General features: G+C 39.6%; 13 protein-coding genes. 6 read left to right on the plus strand and 7 right to left on the minus strand.

Translation table 11 applies throughout. The annotated features are described in order from the left end of the window. Positions 1-23 precede the first annotated feature (23 nt). Genes F8C76_RS01945 through F8C76_RS01955 form a run of 3 tightly spaced genes read left to right on the plus strand, consistent with a single transcriptional unit; the run spans position 24 to position 3,231 of the window. Positions 24-611 carry a BfmA/BtgA family mobilization protein gene (locus F8C76_RS01945; RefSeq protein ID WP_152130226.1) on the plus strand — a complete coding sequence of 196 codons (588 nt, stop codon included), beginning with the start codon at positions 24-26 and terminating at the stop codon, positions 609-611. Between the two features lie 2 nt (positions 612-613). After that, on the plus strand, positions 614-1,633 hold the full coding sequence (mobB, locus tag F8C76_RS01950; RefSeq protein WP_152130227.1) for a MobB family relaxase: 1,020 nt from the start codon (positions 614-616) through the stop codon (positions 1,631-1,633). A gap of 11 nt (positions 1,634-1,644) precedes the next feature. Further along, positions 1,645-3,231: a type IV secretory system conjugative DNA transfer family protein gene (locus F8C76_RS01955; RefSeq protein ID WP_211372102.1), complete on the plus strand. Its 1,587-nt coding sequence runs from the start codon at positions 1,645-1,647 to the stop codon at positions 3,229-3,231. A 20-nt stretch (positions 3,232-3,251) separates the two neighbouring features. Here the strand turns inward: F8C76_RS01955 and F8C76_RS01960 are convergent, their stop codons facing one another. Continuing rightward, a complete protein-coding gene (locus F8C76_RS01960; RefSeq protein WP_152130228.1) occupies positions 3,252-3,818 on the minus strand; it encodes an AAA family ATPase in 567 nt (188 codons plus the stop codon). A gap of 560 nt (positions 3,819-4,378) precedes the next feature. Here F8C76_RS01960 and F8C76_RS01965 point away from each other — a divergent pair. Together F8C76_RS01965 and F8C76_RS01970 are read left to right on the plus strand one after the other, a co-directional pair. Beyond that, complete coding sequence (locus F8C76_RS01965; protein ID WP_211372103.1) at positions 4,379-6,844, plus strand: hypothetical protein; 2,466 nt, start codon at positions 4,379-4,381, stop codon at positions 6,842-6,844. 8 nt (positions 6,845-6,852) lie between these two features. Continuing rightward, entirely contained in the window at positions 6,853-9,780 is a 2,928-nt protein-coding gene (locus tag F8C76_RS01970; RefSeq protein ID WP_152130229.1) for a tetratricopeptide repeat protein, read from the plus strand. An 85-nt stretch (positions 9,781-9,865) separates the two neighbouring features. Here the strand turns inward: F8C76_RS01970 and F8C76_RS01975 are convergent, their stop codons facing one another. From F8C76_RS01975 to F8C76_RS02000, 6 genes are all read right to left on the minus strand, one after another. Beyond that, the gene (locus F8C76_RS01975; protein ID WP_152130230.1) at positions 9,866-11,029 is read right to left on the minus strand and encodes a hypothetical protein; all 1,164 of its coding nucleotides are present in this window, start codon (positions 11,027-11,029) and stop codon (positions 9,866-9,868) included. Position 11,030: 1 nt separating this feature from the next. Then, on the minus strand, positions 11,031-13,328 hold the full coding sequence (locus tag F8C76_RS01980) for an ATP-binding protein (protein WP_152130231.1): 2,298 nt from the start codon (positions 13,326-13,328) through the stop codon (positions 11,031-11,033). Positions 13,329-13,367: 39 nt separating this feature from the next. Continuing rightward, on the minus strand, positions 13,368-14,507 hold the full coding sequence (locus F8C76_RS01985; RefSeq protein ID WP_152130232.1) for a phosphoadenosine phosphosulfate reductase domain-containing protein: 1,140 nt from the start codon (positions 14,505-14,507) through the stop codon (positions 13,368-13,370). Then, complete coding sequence (locus tag F8C76_RS01990; RefSeq protein WP_152130233.1) at positions 14,500-17,682, minus strand: hypothetical protein; 3,183 nt, start codon at positions 17,680-17,682, stop codon at positions 14,500-14,502. Before F8C76_RS01990 ends, F8C76_RS01985 begins: the two co-directional genes overlap by 8 nt. Next, positions 17,672-18,508: a DUF4007 family protein gene (locus F8C76_RS01995; RefSeq protein WP_152130234.1), complete on the minus strand. Its 837-nt coding sequence runs from the start codon at positions 18,506-18,508 to the stop codon at positions 17,672-17,674. Before F8C76_RS01995 ends, F8C76_RS01990 begins: the two co-directional genes overlap by 11 nt. 289 nt (positions 18,509-18,797) lie before the next feature. Next, positions 18,798-19,106, minus strand: coding sequence for a helix-turn-helix domain-containing protein (locus F8C76_RS02000; protein ID WP_152130235.1), 309 nt, complete (start codon positions 19,104-19,106; stop codon positions 18,798-18,800). Between the two features lie 783 nt (positions 19,107-19,889). Between F8C76_RS02000 and F8C76_RS02005 the strand changes: the two genes are divergently transcribed. Further along, positions 19,890-22,916, plus strand: a complete 3,027-nt coding sequence (locus F8C76_RS02005) for a SusC/RagA family TonB-linked outer membrane protein (protein WP_152130236.1) — start codon at positions 19,890-19,892, stop codon at positions 22,914-22,916. Positions 22,917-22,922: the final 6 nt, after the last annotated feature.

Below are 22,922 nucleotides of genomic sequence, written 5' to 3' on the forward strand. Positions count from 1 at the left end.
ACCAAGAAAATTTTACGCTAAAAATGGATAAAGGATACGAGAAGGAAGCGTTTCGCACCGTGTGTATCAAAATATCGGTGCTCAAAAAGTTCAAGGGCTTTTCCAAACGACACGGGAAATCCCATTCCATGACCCTTTTGGCCATGGTGGAATTCTTTGACCATAATGGCATATCGCCCGATGAACGTATGCATGAGACCATTGCAAGCCTCAAATATTTGATCAAACGACGCTTCAATGCCATGGTTGCCATCATGCGCAGTATCGAAAAGGAACAGACCCTGCCCACAGTCAGTATGATACAGGCCCTCTTTGAGCAGGAACTGGAGCCTGATGGGGAAGAAGAGTGGGAAGGGGACTTTGAATTTTTTGAGAAACAATTGACGGAAATGAACACGCCGATCCAATCCGAGCTCTTGGATAAGGAGACCACGGTTCCCAAGATTGTCCATCAAAGGCTGAAGGAACGGATGGAAGAACTGAAACAGGATTTTGGCCATGTCCTGGACCATGTGTCCGTTGCCAAGAACCGGTTCGGAAAAGACCATCTGAAGTTGGACCTCAAACCAGGGGCCTTGGAAAAATACCGCTCAAAACTCAAAAATATGTAACCATGTACATCGCCATCACCCGCCAGCAATTGGGGGACAACTATAGGGGAAGTGTCCGGGATTTTGTCAAGTATCTCGAAAAGGAGAATCAGGCCAGGGCACCGGAAGATCAAGAAATGTTCTTCAACCAGACGGAAAACCATATTGATGCCGATCGGGTCATCGCCGAGATCGATGCCAATACCTCCAAACTCAGCAAGAAAGATCCCAAGTTCTATTCCATCATGGTCAGCCCCTCACACAGGGAACTGATGCATATCGGGAACGACCCGGAAAAGCTCAAGCAATATACCCGGGGACTGATGAAGACCTATGCGGCCTCCTTTTATCGGGACAGGGAAGTAACGGTTAAGGAGATACTGTATTTCGCGAAGCTGGAACGGGAACGTACCTATTCCGAAAGGGATAAGGCCGTCAAGGAGAACCAACCCATAGCCAGTGAAATTCTGGAATTGCAACACAGGATCAGGGCCATCAAGGAAGGTAGGGAAGAAGGTGATAGGGTCAAACTTCAGGAAAGGATCGATGTCCTTGAAAGAGAGGCACCCCACAAACAGGATGGCAAACGCATTGTGCCCGGTATGGCCAAAAAAGGGCACCAGAGCCATATCCATATCATTGTCAGTCGCAAGGATGTGACCAATTCCCATAGCCTCTCCCCAGGATCCAAGTTCCGGACCTCGAAAACCACCCTCAATGGGGAGAAAGTGAAGCAGGGCTTTGACCGGGACAAGTTCTATAGGGCAGCGGAGAAGACCTTTGATACCCAGTATGGCTATCGCAGGAACTTTGTGGAGACCTACCATGCCCGAAACCTTTTGGACAAGGATCCCAAACGGTTCTTTACAGTCCTTTTGGGACTGCCCACCCATGAGAAACAGGCCGCCAAACAATGGTTGTTCAAGGCAGGGGTGAAGGTGCCGAGTATCCCCGTCAATAAGGTACAATTGGCCCATAAGGCCATGATGCAACTCAAGAAAGGAATCGGAAGGGCCATGGAATCAGGATCCATTGGGATTTAAAGAATAATGATATGGAAGATTTCGGGTGGATTGGAATGGTATCAGGTGTGGTAATCGGTGGGAGTATCTCCTTTGTGGCCAATCGGTACCTTAAATATGGGTTTGTGATATGGGCTTTGGTGATGATGGTTTTGGTCATGGTCACAGCTTGGACATGGGGCCGGGATGATTTTTTAAAAGGGGCGTTGACCCTATGGTTACCCATGGTATTTATACATGTGATCATTTATGGGCTAGTGGACTACCACAAGACCGAAAGGAAACCTTCCAAGGTCTTTGAGGTGAAAATGAAGGTGCTGGGAAGACCTTTGGTGTTGGGGAACATCCGGCGAGGGGTATCCGTGATGGCCTCTGCAGGGAGCGGAAAGACCGAAAGTGTGATCTATAATTTTTTAAGGCATTTTCGAAAGGAGAATTTTTCGGGGATCATCCACGATTACAAGGATTTTGAGATCACGGAAATGGCATGCCCCTTATGGGACGGGGAGCAGATTCCTTTTCGAATCGTGTCCTTTGGCCCCATATATAATAGGGTCAATCCTATCGACCCCCGATACCTGCCCGATGAGGAAAGCGTGCATGAGGTGTCCCGGGTGCTCTTGGAGAACTTGATGGAGCATCGCGATTCGGATGAGAACAGTACTTCCCGATTTTTTAAGGATGCGGCCGAGGGGCTGGTCAGTGGATTGATTTGGCGGTTAAAGACGGATTACCCACACTACTGCACCCTGCCGCATTTGATGGCGCTGTTCCAACAATTGGCCACCAAAAGCCTGGTCAAGTTTTTACGGGGAAACATTACCTCCCGTGCCATGGCGGATGCCTTTATCAGTGGTATTGGGTCCGAACGACAGACGGCTGGGGTCCTCAGTACCCTGGCCAATGGCTTTAAAAAGATCTGTACCCGGAAGATTTTCATGGTGCTCTCTACCGATGAAATTCCCTTGGATATCAATAATGAAGACAATCCTTCCATTATAGCTTTGGTGAACAATCCCCAAAAGGATGCATCGCTATCGCCAGTGATCGCCACGATCATCCATACCATCTCAAAGCAAATGAGCCAACGCAATCGGAAACCCTCCTTTATGTTGTTGGAAGAGGCCTCCACCCTGCGCCTCTTAAATATGCACCGGATACCGGCCACCTTGCGTAGCTACGATATTGTAAGTGTATATGTCCTACAGGACAAGATCCAGAACGATATGATGTACGGGGAGAAGGCGAGCAAGGCGATACTTTCCAATCTGTCCTATCAGTTCTTTGGGAAGGTGAATGACCCGGACACCGCAAGGTATTATGAACGGTTTTTTGAATTGGTCAAGATACCGACCCGAAGTGTGAGCAAGAGTTCAGGATTGAACCTGGAGCGGCGTATCACGGAAGGGGAGAAGGAGGTGTCCAAACGAAGGGCCGAGGTTTTCTTTCGGTTGAAACAGGGAGAGTTTGTGGTATTTGCGGATGGAAAAGATCGGAAGGTTCGGTTCCGGAAACCTTTGATTGAAAGGGGATTACCCAAGCCTTTGGAGGTTTCAGAACAGGAGCTGGAACAGCATTATTTAAAAGTACACCATGACATTGGGACCATTTTTAAGTAGATGTAAATCATCCAATCGATCTAGTGTTTTTTGATGAAGTCCAAGACAAAGTCGACTCTTTCCCCAACCGGTGCTTTGGGGACCTCCACAAGGTCATATTGGTACCCTCGATAGGTCTGGATCATTTTATTGTACGTGAACACGGCCTCGTTCCAATCCTGTTTCCGTTGTTCATCGGTTTGGTATATTTCTTGCCAAGGTGACAAAATGAAGACATGGGTATTATACCTCATTATTTCAGCTGTGGTCCTCATTTCCTGGACTATTGGGATACCTTCCAAGGAAGCATAACAGAGGGCGTCCAAAAAGCCGCGATCGAAGAATATCGGATCGGTTCCATTGCTACTGTGGTTTATTTGCTTAAAGCTTTCAACGGAATGTTGGAACATCAACTCCATGTATAATTTCTTGTCTTTCCAAGGAAGGGCATCGCCATTATTATCTTGTTGCTCCTTGATCAGTTCACGGGCGATCTCGGGAACTGTGGCATGGCCTCTATTTTGGAGTTCGTTCAATAGGGTGGTCTTACCGACACCGGGGCCACCGGTGATGACATAAAAGGGTATATGTTCCTTTCGGTTTTTCAAAAGAGGTTGGGTTGGTTTAAAAGCTAATTATTTTTTAGCTTTTTAGTTTCAATAAATAGTCGGCAATAATACGAACTTCTGAGGAATCTAATGTGGACAGTATGGTCAAGGTAGTGATTGAGTTCATGGGGTCACTTGACAGTACATTTTTAAGGTTTCTATATTTTTTGGACGGAACTAGAACCTTTTCCCGGAACCCCCTGTTTATAAGGCCTCCCAGAGGGCCCCTTTTTAGCGGAACCGTATCACTCACCTTTTAACAAAGTTTAACTTTTGGACGCTTCCCAAAACTCCAAATTCCATCATTTTGATTCAAACGGAAACAAATTATAACAAAACACCATATTTAATATGATTGTGTAAAAACCATACAAAAACTATGGTTTCTCCATAAATTTAAATAAGAAGTCGAAAATTTAATCAAACAGCATCCATCGGCTAATCCAAATGCATTATTTTAGAGTCTCCCCTTATAATATTTGTTGAATCGGGTTTTGATTTCAAATTATAACCTACCTCCGATTTGGAATTGATTTCCATGTATTAAATACTGATTTTAAGTGCACAAGGATTTATTTTTTTCCATTTACAAAGCCAAGGACGAAGAAGAACTTCTCGATGTAATTTCAAGTAGCCCAAAGGTGTTTGACGACTCCAATTGGAAACCTTTGGGAAACAATGACAGCAATTATGGTGTGGTGAAAAACCAGCAATCCAATCCTATTGCGGCATTGATTGAAAAGATTACCAATGCCATAGATGCTATCTTGACCAAAGAGTGCTATGTTGGCGGTGCTGAGCCAAAATCCAAGGAGGCTCCAAGGTCTATGGAAGAAGCCATTGAACGGTTTTTCCCCAAGAACAATTGGGATCTCCCATCTTTCAGAAAAAAGCAATCTGAGGAAATACAAATCATAGCGGATGGTAAAGGCCCAAGAAATCAGAGAAACCAGTATCCAACGTCGGTCATTATCTATGATAATGGAGAAGGGCAACATCCTGAAGAATTTGAAAATACATTTTTATCCCTTTTAAGAGGAAACAAAAATGATATCCATTTTGTGCAAGGGAAATATAATATGGGCGGTAGTGGAGCCATAGTATTTTGTGGAAAGAAAAGATACCAGCTTATTGCCTCAAAAAGATTCACGAACGACGGAGCATTTGGTTTTACCCTGGTAAGGGAACACCCCAAAAAGGAATCTGATAATGCAAAGGAAACCTGGTATGAATACCTTTTAATTGACGGTCAAATTCCGTCTTTCCCTATTGAGAATCTTGATCTTGGTTTGTCCAATAGGAATTTTGAAACAGGAACAATTGTCAAATTATACTCGTATCAATTTCCCAAAGGGTATTCTGGTTTTGCGCAGGATTTGAACCAAAGTATAAATGAGTTCCTTTTTGATCCAGCTTTACCGATTTTAACAGTCGATACTGCCGAAAGATATCCAAACAACAAGGTTCTTGAGAATGACTTGTTTGGATTAAAACGGCGACTGAACAATGAAGAATCAGAATATCTGGACGATAAGTTTTCAGAGACATTTGATGAGGAAAACACCTTTGGAAAAATGAAGGTGTCCTGTTTTGTTTTTAAGCCTAGGGTAAAGGATTATGATTTAAAAAGAACCAAAGCCATCATCCAAGATCGATATTTTAAAAATTCGATGGCGGTCATGTTCTCTCTAAATGGCCAAACACATGGAAGCTATACGTCCGAATTTATAACACGATCCTTAAAGCTCAATCTGTTAAAGCACCATTTGTTGATACACGTGGATTGTACCGAAATGAAATACAATTTCAGGAAGGAACTGTTCATGGCTTCTAGGGACAGGTTAAAAGACGGGGAAGAAACCCAATATCTAAGAAGTTATTTGGCTGCTCAATTGAGTCGAAAGGATGGAAGGTTGGCGGATATTGAAAAGATTAGGAAACAGGCCATCGATATAGATACTACTTCCAATACCAATGAATTGCTCAAGAACTTTACCAAAAACCTGCCCTTGGATTCAGAACTGGCCAAATTGTTGAGCCAAACGTTTAAACTTGATACGAAATCGAATAAGAAAAAGGAAGGAGAGAGAAAACCTTCTCCCCAGAAAAAGGAGGATATCCCTTTCTTACCACGGAGATTTCCTTCTTTTTTTAAGATAAACGGGATTAATGAAGGTGAATCAGAGGTGGCTAAAATTCCTTTGAACGGAGAAAAGACCATAAGATTCTCAACTGATGTTGAGAACGATTACTTCGACCGGACAGAGGAACCTGGTGATCTGAAAATAACGGTATTGAATATCAAACCCAACGAAAGTGAAGGTGGCACAGGTCCCGGACAGCCAAAGGGAATAACTGAAATTTTCAATGTGGTTAAAAGTAGTCCAAACAAGGGTGCTATTAAAATATCGTTGAACCCTAAAGATGATTTAAAGGTTGGGGACAGTGTTCAGATAAAAGCAGATCTGTCATCCCCAAACGGGGATTTGTCCGAACTGTTTTGGGTCAAGATTGTCGACAAAGAGGAGTCTAAGGACAAGAAACCAAAAAAGGAGGAAGATAATGAACCTTTGGGGCTCCCACAATTGGTGTTTGCCTATAAAGAACCTAATGAAAACCTGAAGGATAGGGTTTCATGGGAGGATGTAGGAACTGCTACGGCTTTGGATATGGATTATAATACGGTAATGGTGCCTGAGGCAGAAGGGGATACCCTTAAAAAGATTTTTGTGAACATGGATAGTTCAGTCTTAAAGAACTTCATTGCGAAGTATAAACATCCCAATCAAGAGCAATTGGAAATTGCCAACAGAAAGTATTATTCCTCAGTGTATTTCCATACGTTGTTCTTGTATACCATTAGCAAGAATAGGGGGTATGAGATAAAGCAAAGAATAGAGGGTAAGGAAGAGTTGGAACACGTGGACCTTGGTCAGTATTTAAAGGATCTGTTTGATCATTATTACTCGACCTTTATCCTCAATTTTGGGGGAATGGAGGAGATGATGCAGGGGGTTGGGGATTAAAATAGAATATGAGAAATAAACTTTTAACTGATACTGAAGCCTGTATTTATCTTGGTATTACTAAAGAGTTACTATACGCCTATGTTCGCAATGCTCCTAAAAAACACTTGAATCATGAAAGAAAGCTTATTTCGGAATTTGTTGAAGGGAAGAACGTATTCGACCTAAATGAATTAGATTCTTTCGATAAATACCTGAAAGAACCTTGGTCTGATCCCGGAGAAAAGCGTCCAGCAATTCCAAAGTATATAAAAGAATACTTAAAAACAGAAATTGGCGGTAAATGTCCCATTACACAAAAAGGATATCCATTAGAAGATGCACACATTGAAGACTACAGTATTTCAAGAAACCACCACCATCATAACATAATCCGAATAGCTAAAGATGAGCACACAAAGTTTGACAATGGCATATTGCCAAAGGAAATACTTCTTCAAGCAAAAGAACGCCTCATCATTACTTTACGAAATCGGTTAAAAACGGAATTCGGTACTTCAAGTAATTCATCAGTTCCACCTAATCCTCATTATTTATTCCTTGGCCGGGAAAAGGAACTGAAAGACCTACTTCACTCTATGGAAACTGAACGTCTTGTTGTAATTGAAGGTATAGGTGGAGTTGGTAAAACACAGTTACTTTTAAATGCACTTGCGAATGTTGTTTACCATAACCCGGTAATATGGATAAATATTGAATCAATCAATACGCTCCAAGATTTGTATATCCTTATTTCTAGGGAAGTGTCAAAGATTCTCGGCAGTCCGATCACAAATAATTTAATTGAGTCGCTTAAACCAATACAGGCAACATTTGTTTTTGATGGATTAGAAAATTTCTTAATTCAATTTCGTGATGATATTGAAGATTGGATTTATGAATTGATGACAAATACTTCTGGGATTCAATTATTAATTACCAGTCAAATTGACCTCACCATTTTTGATCAGCAAAAAACTGTCATACAAATGCTCGGTCTTGATTATGAATCTAGTATTTTGCTTCTTAAGTCCATAGTTCAAAGGAACCTTTTTCCACAGAAACCCGAACTTGAATGGATTTTGGGATTTTGTAACGGGCATCCCCTCTCTTTAAAATTGTCGGCATCTATTATCAATTTCTATAAACGATCTGACAAAGCTATCGAACATTTACAAAAGGAAGATTCTTTGAAACAACCATTACGAATGGTTTACAATAAATCCAATTCACTTTCAGCATGTTTGAACACTGTTTATGGCGTTTTAAATGAGAGTCAATTAAAAATTCTTCATTTGGCTAAATTCTATCCTGCAGGAATAAAGCAGGAATGGGCAAAATCGATGCTTAAATTAGATAGTTACAATTATGAAATTGCTGTGCTGCAACAATTCTTCTTGTTGGATATTGAAATGGACTTACTCCTAATGGAACGAATTTTTATTCAAAACCCTTTAAGGAAATTTTTATATGATCAGTCAAAGAAAGAATCACCTTCTCAGCATTACGAATATGAAAAAGGACTTTTTCTTGGAATATCAATAGAAGCCATGCTTGTAGACCATAAATACATTGAGACAAGTTCAGAGGGATCGGCAGAATACGGAATATTGAGAATGGAGTCTGAACTTCCTAATATTATGGAAGCTTTCCACTGCAGCAAACGAAGATTGAAGCAGCAGGATTTAGAATTGTCCGAAAAAGCGATTGAAGATTATAGATTGATTATTGGAAATATTTCATCTGCACTAGGCAAATATTTTTTCGTTAGGGGCCTTTATGAACAAGGCGTAATGATGGCCAAAGAAGGTATTAGTATAAGCTTGAAGCTAGAAATGTACGAGTCGGCTGCCGTACAGTATGTTTACCTCTGTCAACTTCAATCAAGACAGTATGATTTGACTGGAGTTGGGCAGACTATTAGAGAAATGGATAAGTTATTGGATGTCACTAAAGATCCATACGTAGTTATAGGCAGTCTTTGGGTGAAAGGACGATATTCTATGGATAAAGGAGAATACAAAAAGGCGCTGGATTATCTAATACAAGTTGAGAAACTTATGAAAATTCGAATGACTCAACATTATGATGATATAGATAACTTGGGTAACCCGGATATAATTGATCAGGTAAAACTGAATGAAATCGGGAACCTTGGGTTAGTTTATCATGAAATAGGACGAATTCTTGAAAGTCAGGGCAAAACTAAAAAAGCATTTAGTTATTATGAAAAGGGATTAAAAATTAATCTAAACTTGAAAGATGAAGTGAATGCCCTTAGCGCCTACTATAATCTAGCTAACTGCTATGTACAGTTTGGGAAACTAGATAAAGCAATTGAATATTATTTCATTTGTGTTGAAGGATTTCTGCGTCACGGTAATTTTGAGTATTTGGCAAATACTATGGCAGAATTAGGGAGGAATGTTGAATTTGATTTAAGTATAGTAAATAGCAAATTACTTTCCGAAGAAGTTTATGAAGTAGTATTAAACAACCTTACTTTCAGGTTGCAAAATGTAATATCAGTTCTTCGAAAAGAGAATGGCAAGCAGATGATGAATACTGAACCTGTTCCCTATGAATTAATAGGTCAAATGATTCTGCTTGTCCAGTTAACGGCTTTTTCAAAATACTTTTCTTTACTCTACGAATGGGTTTTAGAAATTAACCAAGAAATCGATTTCAAATCGGGTGGAGTTAATCTTTTTACTGCAGTATTGAATTTAGCCCATGTAATTGGCTCCTTTGATTATTGGAAAGGATTGTCAATGGATGGACAAGGAGCACCGTTAAAAACAATTTTTATCAATTGTTTAATTATCAATGGTGGTCCGGATCTTAAAAGTAAAACAAGGATATTCTTTTGGTTGGCACAATGGTTTAAGCATGTTCATCTTGATGAAGAAGCGACAGCGGAAAAATTGTGGGACAGAGCACAAGATTACCTTAAATAACAAACATATTGACACTTTTGCTCCACTATATTCTAATTTTAAGCATCAGTGAGGAAATGATGCAAGGTTAGTAGAGCGTAACTGATTAATTATCTCCAACTAATTTTTTTACATAGTGATGCGCCTCACCAAACTCGGTCTCAGAGATTCCGCCTCGAAGCGTATAAGCAGCAAATTTTCTTACTACATCATTTGTGAGCTCGTCGCTCAAAGTGATTTCTAAATCACAATTTTCTTTTATGAATTTTTGGGGTCTTGTAAAAACACTTTTGAAATCAACCAATCCACCAGAAAACTGTGGGGTAGGAGGTAGAAACCGATATCTTTCTCCAACAATTTGATGGTCTGTTATATTTTTTCTAAGTTGTTCTGGACCCTTTTTTCCGGTTAGAGCTTTCAGTTTTTCCTCGGTAATTTTTTCAATTTTGCAGAATAGAAGTTCATCAAAGTTATTGTGTCCTACGTTACATCTTGGCGTTAAAACAACACATTTGACTGTTGGATCTTGTTTCCATAAAAATATATCTCCTGTCCAAAAATCGAAATCGCTTGTCCTCCTATAGTAGTGTTCTATCGAATTTAGCTGTACTTCTTTGATGCTCCCATCTCCCATCATAGAAGCACTATTCCAATTTTCAAAAACAGTTCTTAGTGCTATTCTTTCAAATACTTCTTTTGTCCTAACGGTTATGTTTTGTGGTTCAGCAGCTTCACTAATGGAGTCAATAATTCCTTCAATTTCGCTTCCTTTAAACTGCTCGACGAATGCTTTGTGGACTTCGAGCATTATCTTGTTTTCTAATTCACCGCCCAAACAAAATATATCAAGAAACCCGCAATCACTCATTTTCTTTAGGCTTTGACATATACTGCTAATTGAATTACTCCCTTTTGGAATCTTGAAGACAGTTCCTTTATCATTCAATTCTTTATAGTGTTCTAAATTTCCACTATGAATAAATATCGGGATTCTATTAAAGTCAAACTCTTCCTGTATATAATCAGCTGCTTTGTATGATTTTGTGTCTTCCTCTTGATCAGTATTGGACAGATCCATTATTAGCCCACGAAGATTATTTTCTTTTTTGGACTGAGATAATGCTTTTTCATACTCTGTCGGGGATGAGCATAAAACTAATTCCAAATCAATTCCTAAATCTTCAAAAAGACTTTGGAAGCTATTCCTGATAGTTGATTCATTTTCAAGGAGTATAATAACGCCTTTCACAGTTTGAGTTGACTTTTCCATACTAAGAAGCTATTTTTTTAATATGAAACGCAGGGCCATAGACTCTGTTTTCAGCCCAAATTTGCCAACCATTGGGAGCCAACATGTTTCGAGTGAAGGAAAGCCCTAAGCCTGTTGCATTTTTTTCTTTTTTTGAGGTTACACCGTATTCAAAAATTATGTCTAAATCGTCTTCTGGTATTTTTGGCCCTGTATTACTAATAATGATTTCATCTGAATCTATTTCAAAAATTATTACCCTTCTTTCCTTTTCGGAAAATTGAAGCCAATACACAGCGTTGTTTAGAATATTCAAAAAAGAAACCCAAAATAGGTATTCATAATTTTTAATTTCAAAATTTAAGCTACTGTTCTTAATTTCAAGTATAATACTTGATTCTTCAAATACTTTCTCAAATAAGTGACAAACTTTTTTAAACGTTTCAGCTGGTTTAAATATTTTTGGAATTGATTTTCCGATAGCTGGCTGGAGTGATTTCTTAAGCTCTTCTAATAGGTCGATTGCACCACCCATATTTTGAGTTCTTTTTAATAGAGTCGATTTGAGAATATTGTCTTCTACCTTATTGATGTTAATTTCTAAAGAGGATTTAACACCACCTAAAACAGAAAGAGGTTGGGACAATTCATGATACACCAACTCTAACCCTGTACCTAAAGAAGCCAAACGTTGAGAAAAAGATAGAGAACCTTCCATGTTATCAAGAGCATCATTAGTTTCAATAACAAATTGTTTGGTTTTTGATATAAGTTCTTCATCTTTAGAATGACCAAGAATGTATTGGATAAATTTTTCGGTGTCAGGCCTATCCAAAGTATTTTTAGTTTTCCTACCTAAATTATGTTTAAGTCTATATTTGGCTCTTTCTCGTCCTGTTTCTTCTAAAATCCCCGCAATGATTTTTTTGAAGTTGATGAATTCTTTACTTTCATAAAAGCCTTCACGGTTTGTTTTCTCCTTTAATCCATCATTTTGCGGAGAATATAGAAAAATGTTCCCTATAATCTGATTTGGACCTATTGTGACAATATGTTTTTGAACCCTTTTGGCTCCCAATCCCATCCAATCATGTTCCTCTTCGCCATATGGCTTTACTCCAAAACCATTCTTCGAGATTTTTAATCCTAAATATTTGGAGAAAGTTGTTGTTGCTTCTCTTCTGCCGTTCGCTTTCAAAATTTCAACCATTTTATCCTTAGCATCTGAATCTAAGTCATATATCCTTATGTCAAAATAGAACTCTCCAACCCCAGTGTCAGAATCAATTTCAAGATCACTTAACCCTTCAATTTCCCTTACGGCTGATTCTTCATTTGATAGGTTAAATTCAGAGCTGATATTGAATAATTTCTCATATTCATCTTTAGAAAATCTCCTGCATAAATATTTGGCATTGACGCTTCCATCTTCAAAAGCTTTGCCAAAAACTCTATAGTCAAAATGATCTAAAATGCTAGAAGGTTCAATGGGAAGAAAATCTACCTCTCCTTTAATTTGATTTTTTATAAAATTTATACCGTAGAATAGTTCAAAAGTGCCTGTGCCATTATCTATTTTTAATTCTTCCTCAATGATTTTACTTTTTAAAAGGTCTTCCTGTATTTTACTGTTTAACTGTAGAGGTGTTATTAAATCTCTTAGGGATTTAAATATAGCGGTCTGCTCTATATCTTTTACATTGAACTCTTCTTCAATCAAACTTCTAATCGAATTATCCAAATCTTGGATAATGATAGTAGTCCCTTCTTTGAAACTTGAAAATGGTTTATTGCTCAAAAGATTAATCAAATTTCCATTTGCTTTGAGATTACTCGCATCCAATATTTCTTCATCGTTGAAGAGTTCCAAATAATTCTTAATCTTGCCACCGGGAAAATCTATAGTATCTAGTAGTGATTCTACTCTAAAATCTTCTCTGTCTATACGAATCCAATTGTATGAATTCTCCTTGCTTTGCTTGGAAATTACGGTAAGATACCGTCCTAAAGCCATTGCCGCCAATCTTCCAATGCCTTTTGACCCTAAGTACCTTCGATTATAAATTATGCTCTTTCTTTTCTCTTGGTTTTCGTCCCTCTTACTGCTTCTTGAAGGTCTAAGCCAGTCACCGAATAATATTTCGGCATTCATTCCAAGTCCATTGTCTTTAATGATTAGAAAATTCCTGTTTGGATCTTTGTCATATTGAGTGTAAACCCAACATTGATCTGCATCGGCATCATACGCATTCTTGACCAGTTCATTTATGGCTGTAGATGGATGTCCAATTAATTCTTCACCCATTTGGATGATGGACATTGCCCCGGGCTCAAATTTATATTTCTCGAATTTATTCAACTATAAAAAGCATGTGTTACAGCCATCCCTTTCAGCTCCTTCTAAAATGTCAAGAAGATAAGGGGAAGACTTTGATTTTTCCTTATTGGTTCTATTTAGATGGTACAATTTTATCTCCTTAATCCGCTCAGGATGAATCAATTCCTCCAATGTTTCTTCTTGTGTCCAGGTAAAACCTTCCTCAGAACTCTCATACTCCATGGCCTTTTTATATAGGTCAGGATGTTGTTCATATAGCCAAATCCATTCTATTTTCTGTTGAAAAAAGCAGAAATAGCATCCTGAGCGACTTCGGGCATATTCACCTTTTTGCCCATCTACTTCAAAAGGTATTTTGTTATAGTATGCGGGAATACCCACATTGGATTCCCTAAGTATCCTAAATATATCCTCTCGAACCAAAATATCCACGTTGTCCAATAAAGGAAAGTCGTCTTCAAAGGACAAAGGATATTCGGTACTTTTTAAAAATTGGAAGACAGCTCGATTAAATTCAGGAATACCAAAGTCTAATAGACGATCTGTTTTATGTTTTAGTATCTTCTCAGTTTCCTTTCGTTCATTTCTATCCATACTTATGGGCTCCTGGACTAAGGATTTTATCCGATCCATTTTTTGACCTTTGTGGAAATTAGAGAGTATTTCAAGGATATCATCGTTCCCATTTGGGTGGAAGAACTTGGTGATGATATCATTGCTCCAAATGTTCTTCCTAAAAGGAAAAATGGATTGAATGTTTTCTTTACGAGAAATATAACCTTCCCTATCCTCGTCCCCTCGTATACCTACATACGATATGGTGGGATCGTCTTTAATGAAATCTTCGAAAGGCTTCAATTTCATCATGGCCGTGCACCATCTGGCTTGGGGAGAGGGCAGATACCCCCTGAAAGACTTGAAGTAAAAATCAAAGGGGTTGTCACCGGTACTGGAAGTTTCAATATTTTCCAATCTTTTGATTTTCTTTCCTAAATACCCATCTAATCGTTCAATTAATCTGTAGGTTTCGTCCAACTCTTTCCCCGTATCACAGAAATAGTATTCAAAATTCATTTGGGGATATTTATCATTCAAGTAAAGAGCCAATGCGGCACTGTCTTTACCTCCTGATATTCCCAATATATGTCGTATTTTACTCATTTTTTGATATTTCTCGGTTGATTAATGATGCCAAAACGGACAACCGTAATTTTTCATTTCCTTTGAAGACCTTTTCAATTTCTGAAGAAATATTTTCAATGGCAACTTTTTGGTTTTCGGAAATCCTGATCATAGTTTCGGAATCTCCATTGTCTATTGTGGACAATCTTATTTTGATTAGATTCTCACCTTCATTTGCTTCTGCTTTGTTCAAATCAACCAAATTATCCAATTCCTTGGTAATTTTCTTCAACTCGATTTTCAAAGTTCCTTCATCGGGGTCATTCATTCGATCCAAGGGCTTATTTAGAATGGAATGGCTCAAAGCCATTAAGTATGAATCCCTGTCATTAAAATTGGAAGTAATTCTCCAATAGAAAGATTTTTGATGAGCCTTTAGATGATGCTCTTTTATTTGAGCATATCGCTTTCTTATTATTTCTGAATACTCTTCAAAACCCACCTTTTTCCCTACAATCTCTTCACAAATGAACGACTCTATTCTTAATAGTAGATTGGGGAATGAATTTTTAATCTCTTCAATATGATTTTGAAAATCAATAATATAATCTTCAAATAATTGATTGTCGGTCGAGAGCTCATTAAGGTTATACCCTAAGGCTATGGGCATCTTTTCAAAGAAAGTTTCTTCAGGATCGATGGCTTTGGCAATTGTTTCTCTTAATCTTATGGCCCGACCTGAAATCGTTTTTGTGGTCTTGGCGTACTGGTTTAAATTTTTGTAGAAAACCAATAGAGGTCTAATACTTTCGATAAAAGAATTATTGTCCAGGACTTTTAGATCATCTTGTTTAAGTAAGTACCTATACTTGTTAAATAGTTTAAGTCTTAAATCATTTAGAACAAAGCTCTTTACAAAGTATTCCTTTGGATTTCGAGTAATCATGTAAAGGATGTGCTCATCCACATAGGGTACAAAACCATTGTTATTGTAAAGAGCAAAATCTCCTCTCTTAATAAATAGGAATGTCGGAATCCAAAAATCAATCACACCCTGTTTTAGCTTCATTGGGGCAGTGCTCAAAAGATCTTGAAATTCGGTAATGCACTTTCTTGTGCTGCGCGAAGAATCCAAAAACCGCAGTCCCATTCGCCACAAAGAATCAAAATTTCCCTTATCGGGTTCTCCCAACTGCCATTGCCCACTATCTTCTCTATGAATTCCCGTATTTTTTAAAAGAGTATAATAGATAGTCTTTTCGGCCGGCCATTTATCCTTCGGAAACCCCAAGTCTTTTTCATGATACCTAGTTACCAAACCGTTCCAAAAATTCTTTCTGGCAGAGGATATCGAACCTGAAACCTTATGCCTATTAATCAATTCACTATGTAGGGTAGGTGTGTCCGGATATACTCTATGGGCAATATTTGAAAGTGCTTGGTTAAATTGTTGGCTAGAATTTATTTGGACGGCCTCACCATTATCAAACCAAGACACCTTAGTTGAGTATAGGCTATCCATCACATAGTGATGCAATAGATTTTTATTGCTCCTGATAATGGTATTGAGTTCCCTTTTTGCCACACGGTCATTTTCATCTTCCATATTGCGAAGTACCTCCTCGGTTTTCTCAATTTCTTTTAGGGTGGTCGAAATTTCAGAGGTATTAGTAAAGTATCCATAGAGGATTGGGAGGTTCTTCTGTGTTGAGTTTGCCATTTCATCTCCCGAAAGCCTTTTTTCTGAGAAAATCAAATTGATAAACCCATCGATTTCATCTTTCGGTATATTGACTGCAGGTGTATTGGTTAGTTGAAACTTGAAGAGTCTTGGAGTGCCTTTACGATAGGTTTCAGCCTTTGCAATTTGTATTGAGAATTCAAAATGGGAATTCAGTTTTTTGAGGACATCGATTTCATCTATTCTGTTTTCGGCCTCCAGTATGGCACGTTCAATATCCAAGTCAGTGCCCTCGAACAATTTAAAGGATTGATCAAACTTACTGAACCGGACCACCTTGTTTTTTTCTAATGATCCTAATGTATTCTTAATGGTTGTTTTGGAAAAGTTTGGACTAAGATACTCGATAAAAAAAGCTTCATCCAGCCTTGACCCCGCTTTGGAAAATATGGACAGCAGTCCCAATGATTTAATTAAAACTTCAGAAATTTTATGATCAATATCAACAATGCTTTCCGAGCGCTCTAAAGCTATTCTGATGGCAGACCATCTATTGAAATCAGGATTGGTCTTGTCAATAATAAATGTGTAGAAATCATGATAGAGATAATCATATAAATCCGGTAGTTCAAATGCTTTTCCTTCCGTTTTAAATTGGGAGAAGAAAATGGAGTTAAGAAACGTAAAAAGCGACCGTTCATTTTGTCCATAACGTTGCAGGGAGGCGGCCAATACATACCCACTTACTATACTTAGCGGATATAAAGAACTTTCAAGTTCTTTTAAGCTGTCTTGGGTAAGGGAAAAAAGGTTATGTCCTTTGATTAGGTCTAGGAAGCTATTTTTTGGTTCGGTTCCAGAATTTGATACCTTACCGGCCAAGAACAACAATTGTTCGATGGGTTCATTGAAGGGCAGGGTAAAAAAACGTCCTTGCACCTTTTTCCATTCATCTCTCTGTTCTTTGGAAAGCCCATTGGAATAAGAAAGGATATTTTGGTGGATAGAAGTAATCAAAACAATATCCCTGTCTTGCGCATTTACAAATTCGGCCAGTTTCTGAAGAAAATAAACTTCTTGGGATGTGTTGTTTTGGACGGCGTACTCCAAATATTTGCCAAACTCATCAAGGATGATGAACAGGGCTCCATTCTTCTTCTTGACTTTATCATATTCCCCATAGATGGCATCAAACAATTTTTGGTTTCCCACAAAATCATGGGATACTGAAAATTCATCGTTCAAGGCATCGATAAGTGAACGATATTCCCCAATCAGTTTGATGACTCTAGATGTGCCATTAAAACTGCTTCCAAAGTATTTTTTATTGCCGGAAATGGACTTTTCAAGGGCCAATAAAAAAGAAGATTTCCCCGTTCCGAATGAGCCTACAAGGTTAAATGCCTTTTGGCCACGTTTTGCATTGTCGATTATCGAATCAAAGGTTTTTTCAGCATTCGGTGTAACGACGTAATCGAACTTTGAATCACTGTCCCTGATGATATTGGTAGAGGTATTGATGCTATACTCCATAATATTGTTCCAAAACTTTATTGGGTTCGATATCCTTTTTGACCTGTAGTTCTTTCACACCTGCTTCACTGCTATATATGATATCAGGAAATTTTTGTGCTATGGCCTGTAGTTTTTCTTCAAGTATATCCCTATTTAGACAAAAGGTATTACCAATTCCAAAATCATCACTGTAAAAGCTTGAGAAACTAATGGTAGAGGTGTAATTTGGGTGGGTGAGAATGCAATAAAGTAATATTTCTTCAGGTAGGTTTTTCTGGTCATTGTTCTCGATGCGATATAGCGTTTTTGAGTTCCTGTTCTTGCCAACCTCCCTGAGAAGGCCCAATTCTGTCAATAACCCGCTGTAACCATCATCTATGTCATCGTTGGTGAATTGTCCGTACATTCTTTTGAATACTGAAAAATCCTTGGCCAGTATTTTTTCGTTTTGACCAGAGTGTAGGTCCTTAATATAGTCAATAAGGTTTTCTTGGGTGAATTCTGGCTTGACCTTTCTGAAATTATTGAATATTATATAGTAAATCGATGAATGCCGTGTCATGCATAGTTTATAATGCAACAGATATAGTGTACCCTGATTCTCCAAGTATGGGTCCCATCCACCATCAAGAAACAATTCCTTGTACGGTTGTTTCAGTTCCATGGAATCATCATAGGCATCGAAGGATTTAAGCCAGAAGCGCATGGAGTTGACCATGTTCTTTCCTACACCAAGATCAACACCGGAATCCATTCGGAATGATTCCCCAGAGTTTAGATAATCTATTCCCTTTTTGAGCCAAAATAAACGGCAATGGAATGTGTCATGACCTGAAAATATCATATAGAATTATTTTTTTTCAAAAATACAATGTTTAAGCTCCCATATTTTTAATACAGAATTGGTTTAATCACAAGATTAATTAACATATATAAAACCAATATTTCAAGATTCTTTTTGCAAAGACCTAACCATCTTTATCGGCCTACATTTGGGCTATCTAATATCCAATAAATTTTAGGGGGAGTTTAAGAACTAAATGTAAGAAATTTCGAGAAAAGCCGAATACTAAAATCTGTAAGGAAACAAAAAAGAGAAGAAAAAGTATTTCTTAGAATGAGAATCGGATGTTTTAAGGTCGAATATTTGTACCATACTCTTTTTCAAATTCAGTAAAAAAATCTTCTAGGGAATATTTTTCAAAGCGACATATGCTATAAACAGTAGTCATAGGGATATTATAACCATCTGGGCTTTTCATCTTAGTTAGAGTTGATGAAGCTATACCACATTTTTCTGAATACTCATTTTGAGATGTTTCTTCACCGTTTTCGTCACAATATGGGCTAAAGAATTTTTTGGCAATGAAGTTGCAGATATACTTGTTTACTAAAGCATTGATTTTCTTTAATTCTTCTTTATTGGAACTACTATTTGGCAATGTCTAAATGTTTTTTCAAAAAAAGTCGTTACCTAAAAAAAAACTGTTCGCGATAGCGAATGATTCTATTTTTTGTTATATTGCCACAGTTAATAAATACATTTGCGATTCTTCGTTTAGACAATATTTGAAGCTATCGCTTTGAATCTCGCTTTTGAAAACTGGTAATTTTTAAGTACATGAGAGGATAAGTAGATTGGCTCACGACCCGGGCGTGGGCTCTCTTATTCGTGTACGGGTATACCAGTACCTCAAAGGCGGTAAGTTGAGTTCCGCGCCCAACTTTTTCTTAGCGTTTAGTTACTTGTTTCTCTTTTCTGATTTATCGCTAACCTTTATGGTTATGGGAAACACTTGGCAGCTTTTTTATATAGGGTTCACTCCATGTGCTTGTCCTGTTTTTGGGACATCGCATTCGGTGTTCGATATCCTGTTTAAAAAGAAGCCCAAGAATCCCATTTGATTCAATCTTTGACTATAGTTGTGGGATATTCACTATACCTTTTCCGGTAATCCATATCCCTTTGTCCCACAACTGACGTAAACACTTTTGGGGTATCCGGCCCTAGTACATTTCTGTAGTCATTTTCCATTTAGGAACCCTATTTCCAGGTATGTTTTTGTCTGGCGGGGTGGTCTATGTCTGAACCTAAATGCCTTAGGGAAGTTACGGTTTTGCGGTGACTTTTTAGGCAGTGTGGATAAAAACCTATGGGCAAAGAAGTGATGGTCCTGTAGGGAATGAAACAATAACTAATGCTTTAATCAAACGAACTCAACATTATGAAGATAGTATCGATTACCTTGGATAGGACATACTTGCTCCTGTCCTTTTACCTTTTTTTATCATTCCTGCTTTCCGAGCAAGTCGTGGCGGGCAAACTTTTACCGCCCCAGACCATGGTTTCAGGTGTGGTGATGGATACGGGAGGAATTCCCCTGGCCGGGGTCAATATTGTGGTGGAGTCAACCCAACAGGGTGCCATTTCAGATTTCGATGGCTCCTTCGAAATAGTGGCCGGGCCCGATGATGTCTTATTCTTTTCCATGGTAGGCTTTAAATCCCTTTCTGTTCCTATATTGGGCAAGGAAGTGGTGATGGTCCAAATGGAAGAGGATGTGACCGTCCTTGGCGAAGTGGTGCTCAATGCGGGCTACTATACGGTCTCTGAGCGCGAACGTACCGGAAGTATTGAAAAGGTGTCCACTATGGATATCGAAAAACAACCCATATCCAATCCACTGGCCGCCTTACAGGGACGGATGGCAGGGGTGGAGATCCAACAGACCTCGGGATTTTCAGGCTCTAATTTCAATATCAGGATTAGAGGGCGGAACAGTATCCGTTCCCAAGGCAATGATCCCTTATATATCGTGGATGGGGTGCCCTTCTCCTCATCCAGTTTAGGAGACCCGAGTGCCTCCATAACCCTCCCTGGGTCAGGAATGAGCCCATTGAACGACCTCAATCCAAATGACATCGAATCCATTGAGATACTAAAGGATGCGGATGCCACGGCAATTTATGGGTCTCGTGGGGCCAATGGGGTGGTCTTGATCACCACCAAAAAGGGAAACCATGGGAAAACCGAATTGGAGCTTAATATGCTCTCCGGCTTGGGAAAGGTGTCCAATACCATGGATCTTATGGGGACTTCCGATTACTTGGCCATGCGAAGGGAGGCCTATGCCAATGATGGTATACTGGAATACCCGTCCAATGCCTTTGAGGTAAACGGAACATGGAACCAGGATCGCTATACGGATTGGCAAAAGGAACTCTTTGGCAGGACCGCCTATCTGAACACGGTGCAAGGTTCCCTTTCAGGAGGGAACCAACGTACCGGGTTTTTGATCAGTGGTACCTACTATGGGCAAACCAGTGTATTGCCAAAGGATTATAAAAATGATAAGATATCCGGACTGGCCAATCTCAACCATACATCAAAGGATGGACGATTGGAACTACAGCTTTCCACCCAGTATGTCTCCAATGCAAACAACCTTCCTGGTGATGCCTCCCTTATCGCAAAGGCTTATAGCCTCGCACCGAATGCACCCTCTTTGTACAATGCGGACGGTTCGCTGAATTGGGAAAACTCGACCTGGTCCAATCCCTTGGCCCGACTGGAACGGAAATATTTGGCCAACTCCTCTACCTTGGTTTCCAATTTCCATTGGAAATACCAGCCCTTACGGTTTTTGGGCTTTAGTGCCAATATGGGTTACACGGAGAACCATTTAAAGGAATTCAATAGCACCCCGTCCACCCTCTATGATCCAACCTTTGGTATTGGACCGGAATTCTCCATTGCCCTGCACAATACAGGGAAAAGCTCTTCATGGATCATGGAACCCCAAGTCCACTTTGATGTTGACATGGGTGAAATACGGTTAAGTGCCTTGGCCGGACTCTCCTTCCAAGAACGTAAAAGCGGGCGTAAGGCCCTTATGGGATTCGGGTTCAGCAATAATGCACTGATCGAAAATTTGGCAGCGGCATCCGATGTCACCGTAAGGACAGATCGGTCAGAACAGTATCGGTACCAAGCCGTTTTCGGGCGGGTCAATCTCAACCATAAAGGGAAATATATCCTGAACCTCACTGGAAGAAGAGACGGGTCCAGTCGGTTCGGTCCTGAAAAGCGCTTTGCCAATTTTGGAGCCATAGGGACAGCTTGGATCTTTTCCGAAGAAGGGTTTGTCGCACAGTGGGTGCCTTGGTTGAGCTATGGTAAACTTAGGGCCAGTTATGGGACATCCGGGAGCGACCAAATCGGGGATTACCAATATTTGGATACCTATTCCTTTGGTTCACAACAGTATCAGGGGATGACCGCATTGTATCCGACAAGACTGTTCAATCCTGACTTTGGCTGGGAAGAAAACCGAAAACTGGACATTGCCCTTGAACTTGGTTTTTTTAACGATAGGCTGTTGCTGAACGGGAACTATTATCGGAACCGATCATCGAACCAATTAGTGGGGATACCACTACCGGCCACAACTGGTTTTGGTACATTACAAGGGAATTTGGATGCTACCGTGGAGAACAGGGGATGGGAACTGGAACTCCACTCCATAAATGTAAGGACCAAGAATTTTGAGTGGTCCACCGATTTTAATTTGACCCTTCCCAAGACCCGGTTGATAGCGTTTGATGATTTGGAAGGCTCTACTTACGCCAACCAATTGGTCATTGGGGAACCCTTGAACATTGCCAAAGTATATGGATTTGATGGGGTGAACTCCCAGACAGGGCTGTTCGAAGTGATAGATCATAATGGGGATGGAACCATAACGGCCATTGAGGACAGACAAACGGTGAAGAGTTTGGATCCCGAATATTATGGGGGGCTGGACAACCATATCGTTTATAAAAGGTTTTCATTGGATTTTTTGTTCCAGTTCACGAAACAATTGGGCTATAACTTTTGGTCCTCTGCACCCATAGTTGGTGGAGGTTCAAACCAGCCCATCCCTGTGCTTGATCGATGGCGTGGGGTCGGGGACAGCGCGAAGTTCCAAAAGTTTTCTTCCGGGGGCGATCCCGAAGCGACACAGGCCTTTCGAAACTTTACCCGAAGTGAAGCTGTTATCGGTGACGCTTCTTTTATCCGGTTGCAGAATGTCTCGATTTCCTACCGATTTGCCGAAGGAACACCCAAGGGGATCGGTTGCGAACTCTTCCTTCGTGGCCAAAATCTTTGGACCATCACTGACTATTTCGGGCCCGATCCCGAAACACGTAATAGACAGACTTTGCCAACCCTGAGATTCCTCTCCTTGGGAACACGTTTAACCTTTTAATGCCAT

The sequence above is a fragment of the Flagellimonas olearia genome, assembly GCF_009184425.1.
Taxonomy (GTDB): Bacteria; Bacteroidota; Bacteroidia; order Flavobacteriales; family Flavobacteriaceae; genus Flagellimonas; species Flagellimonas olearia.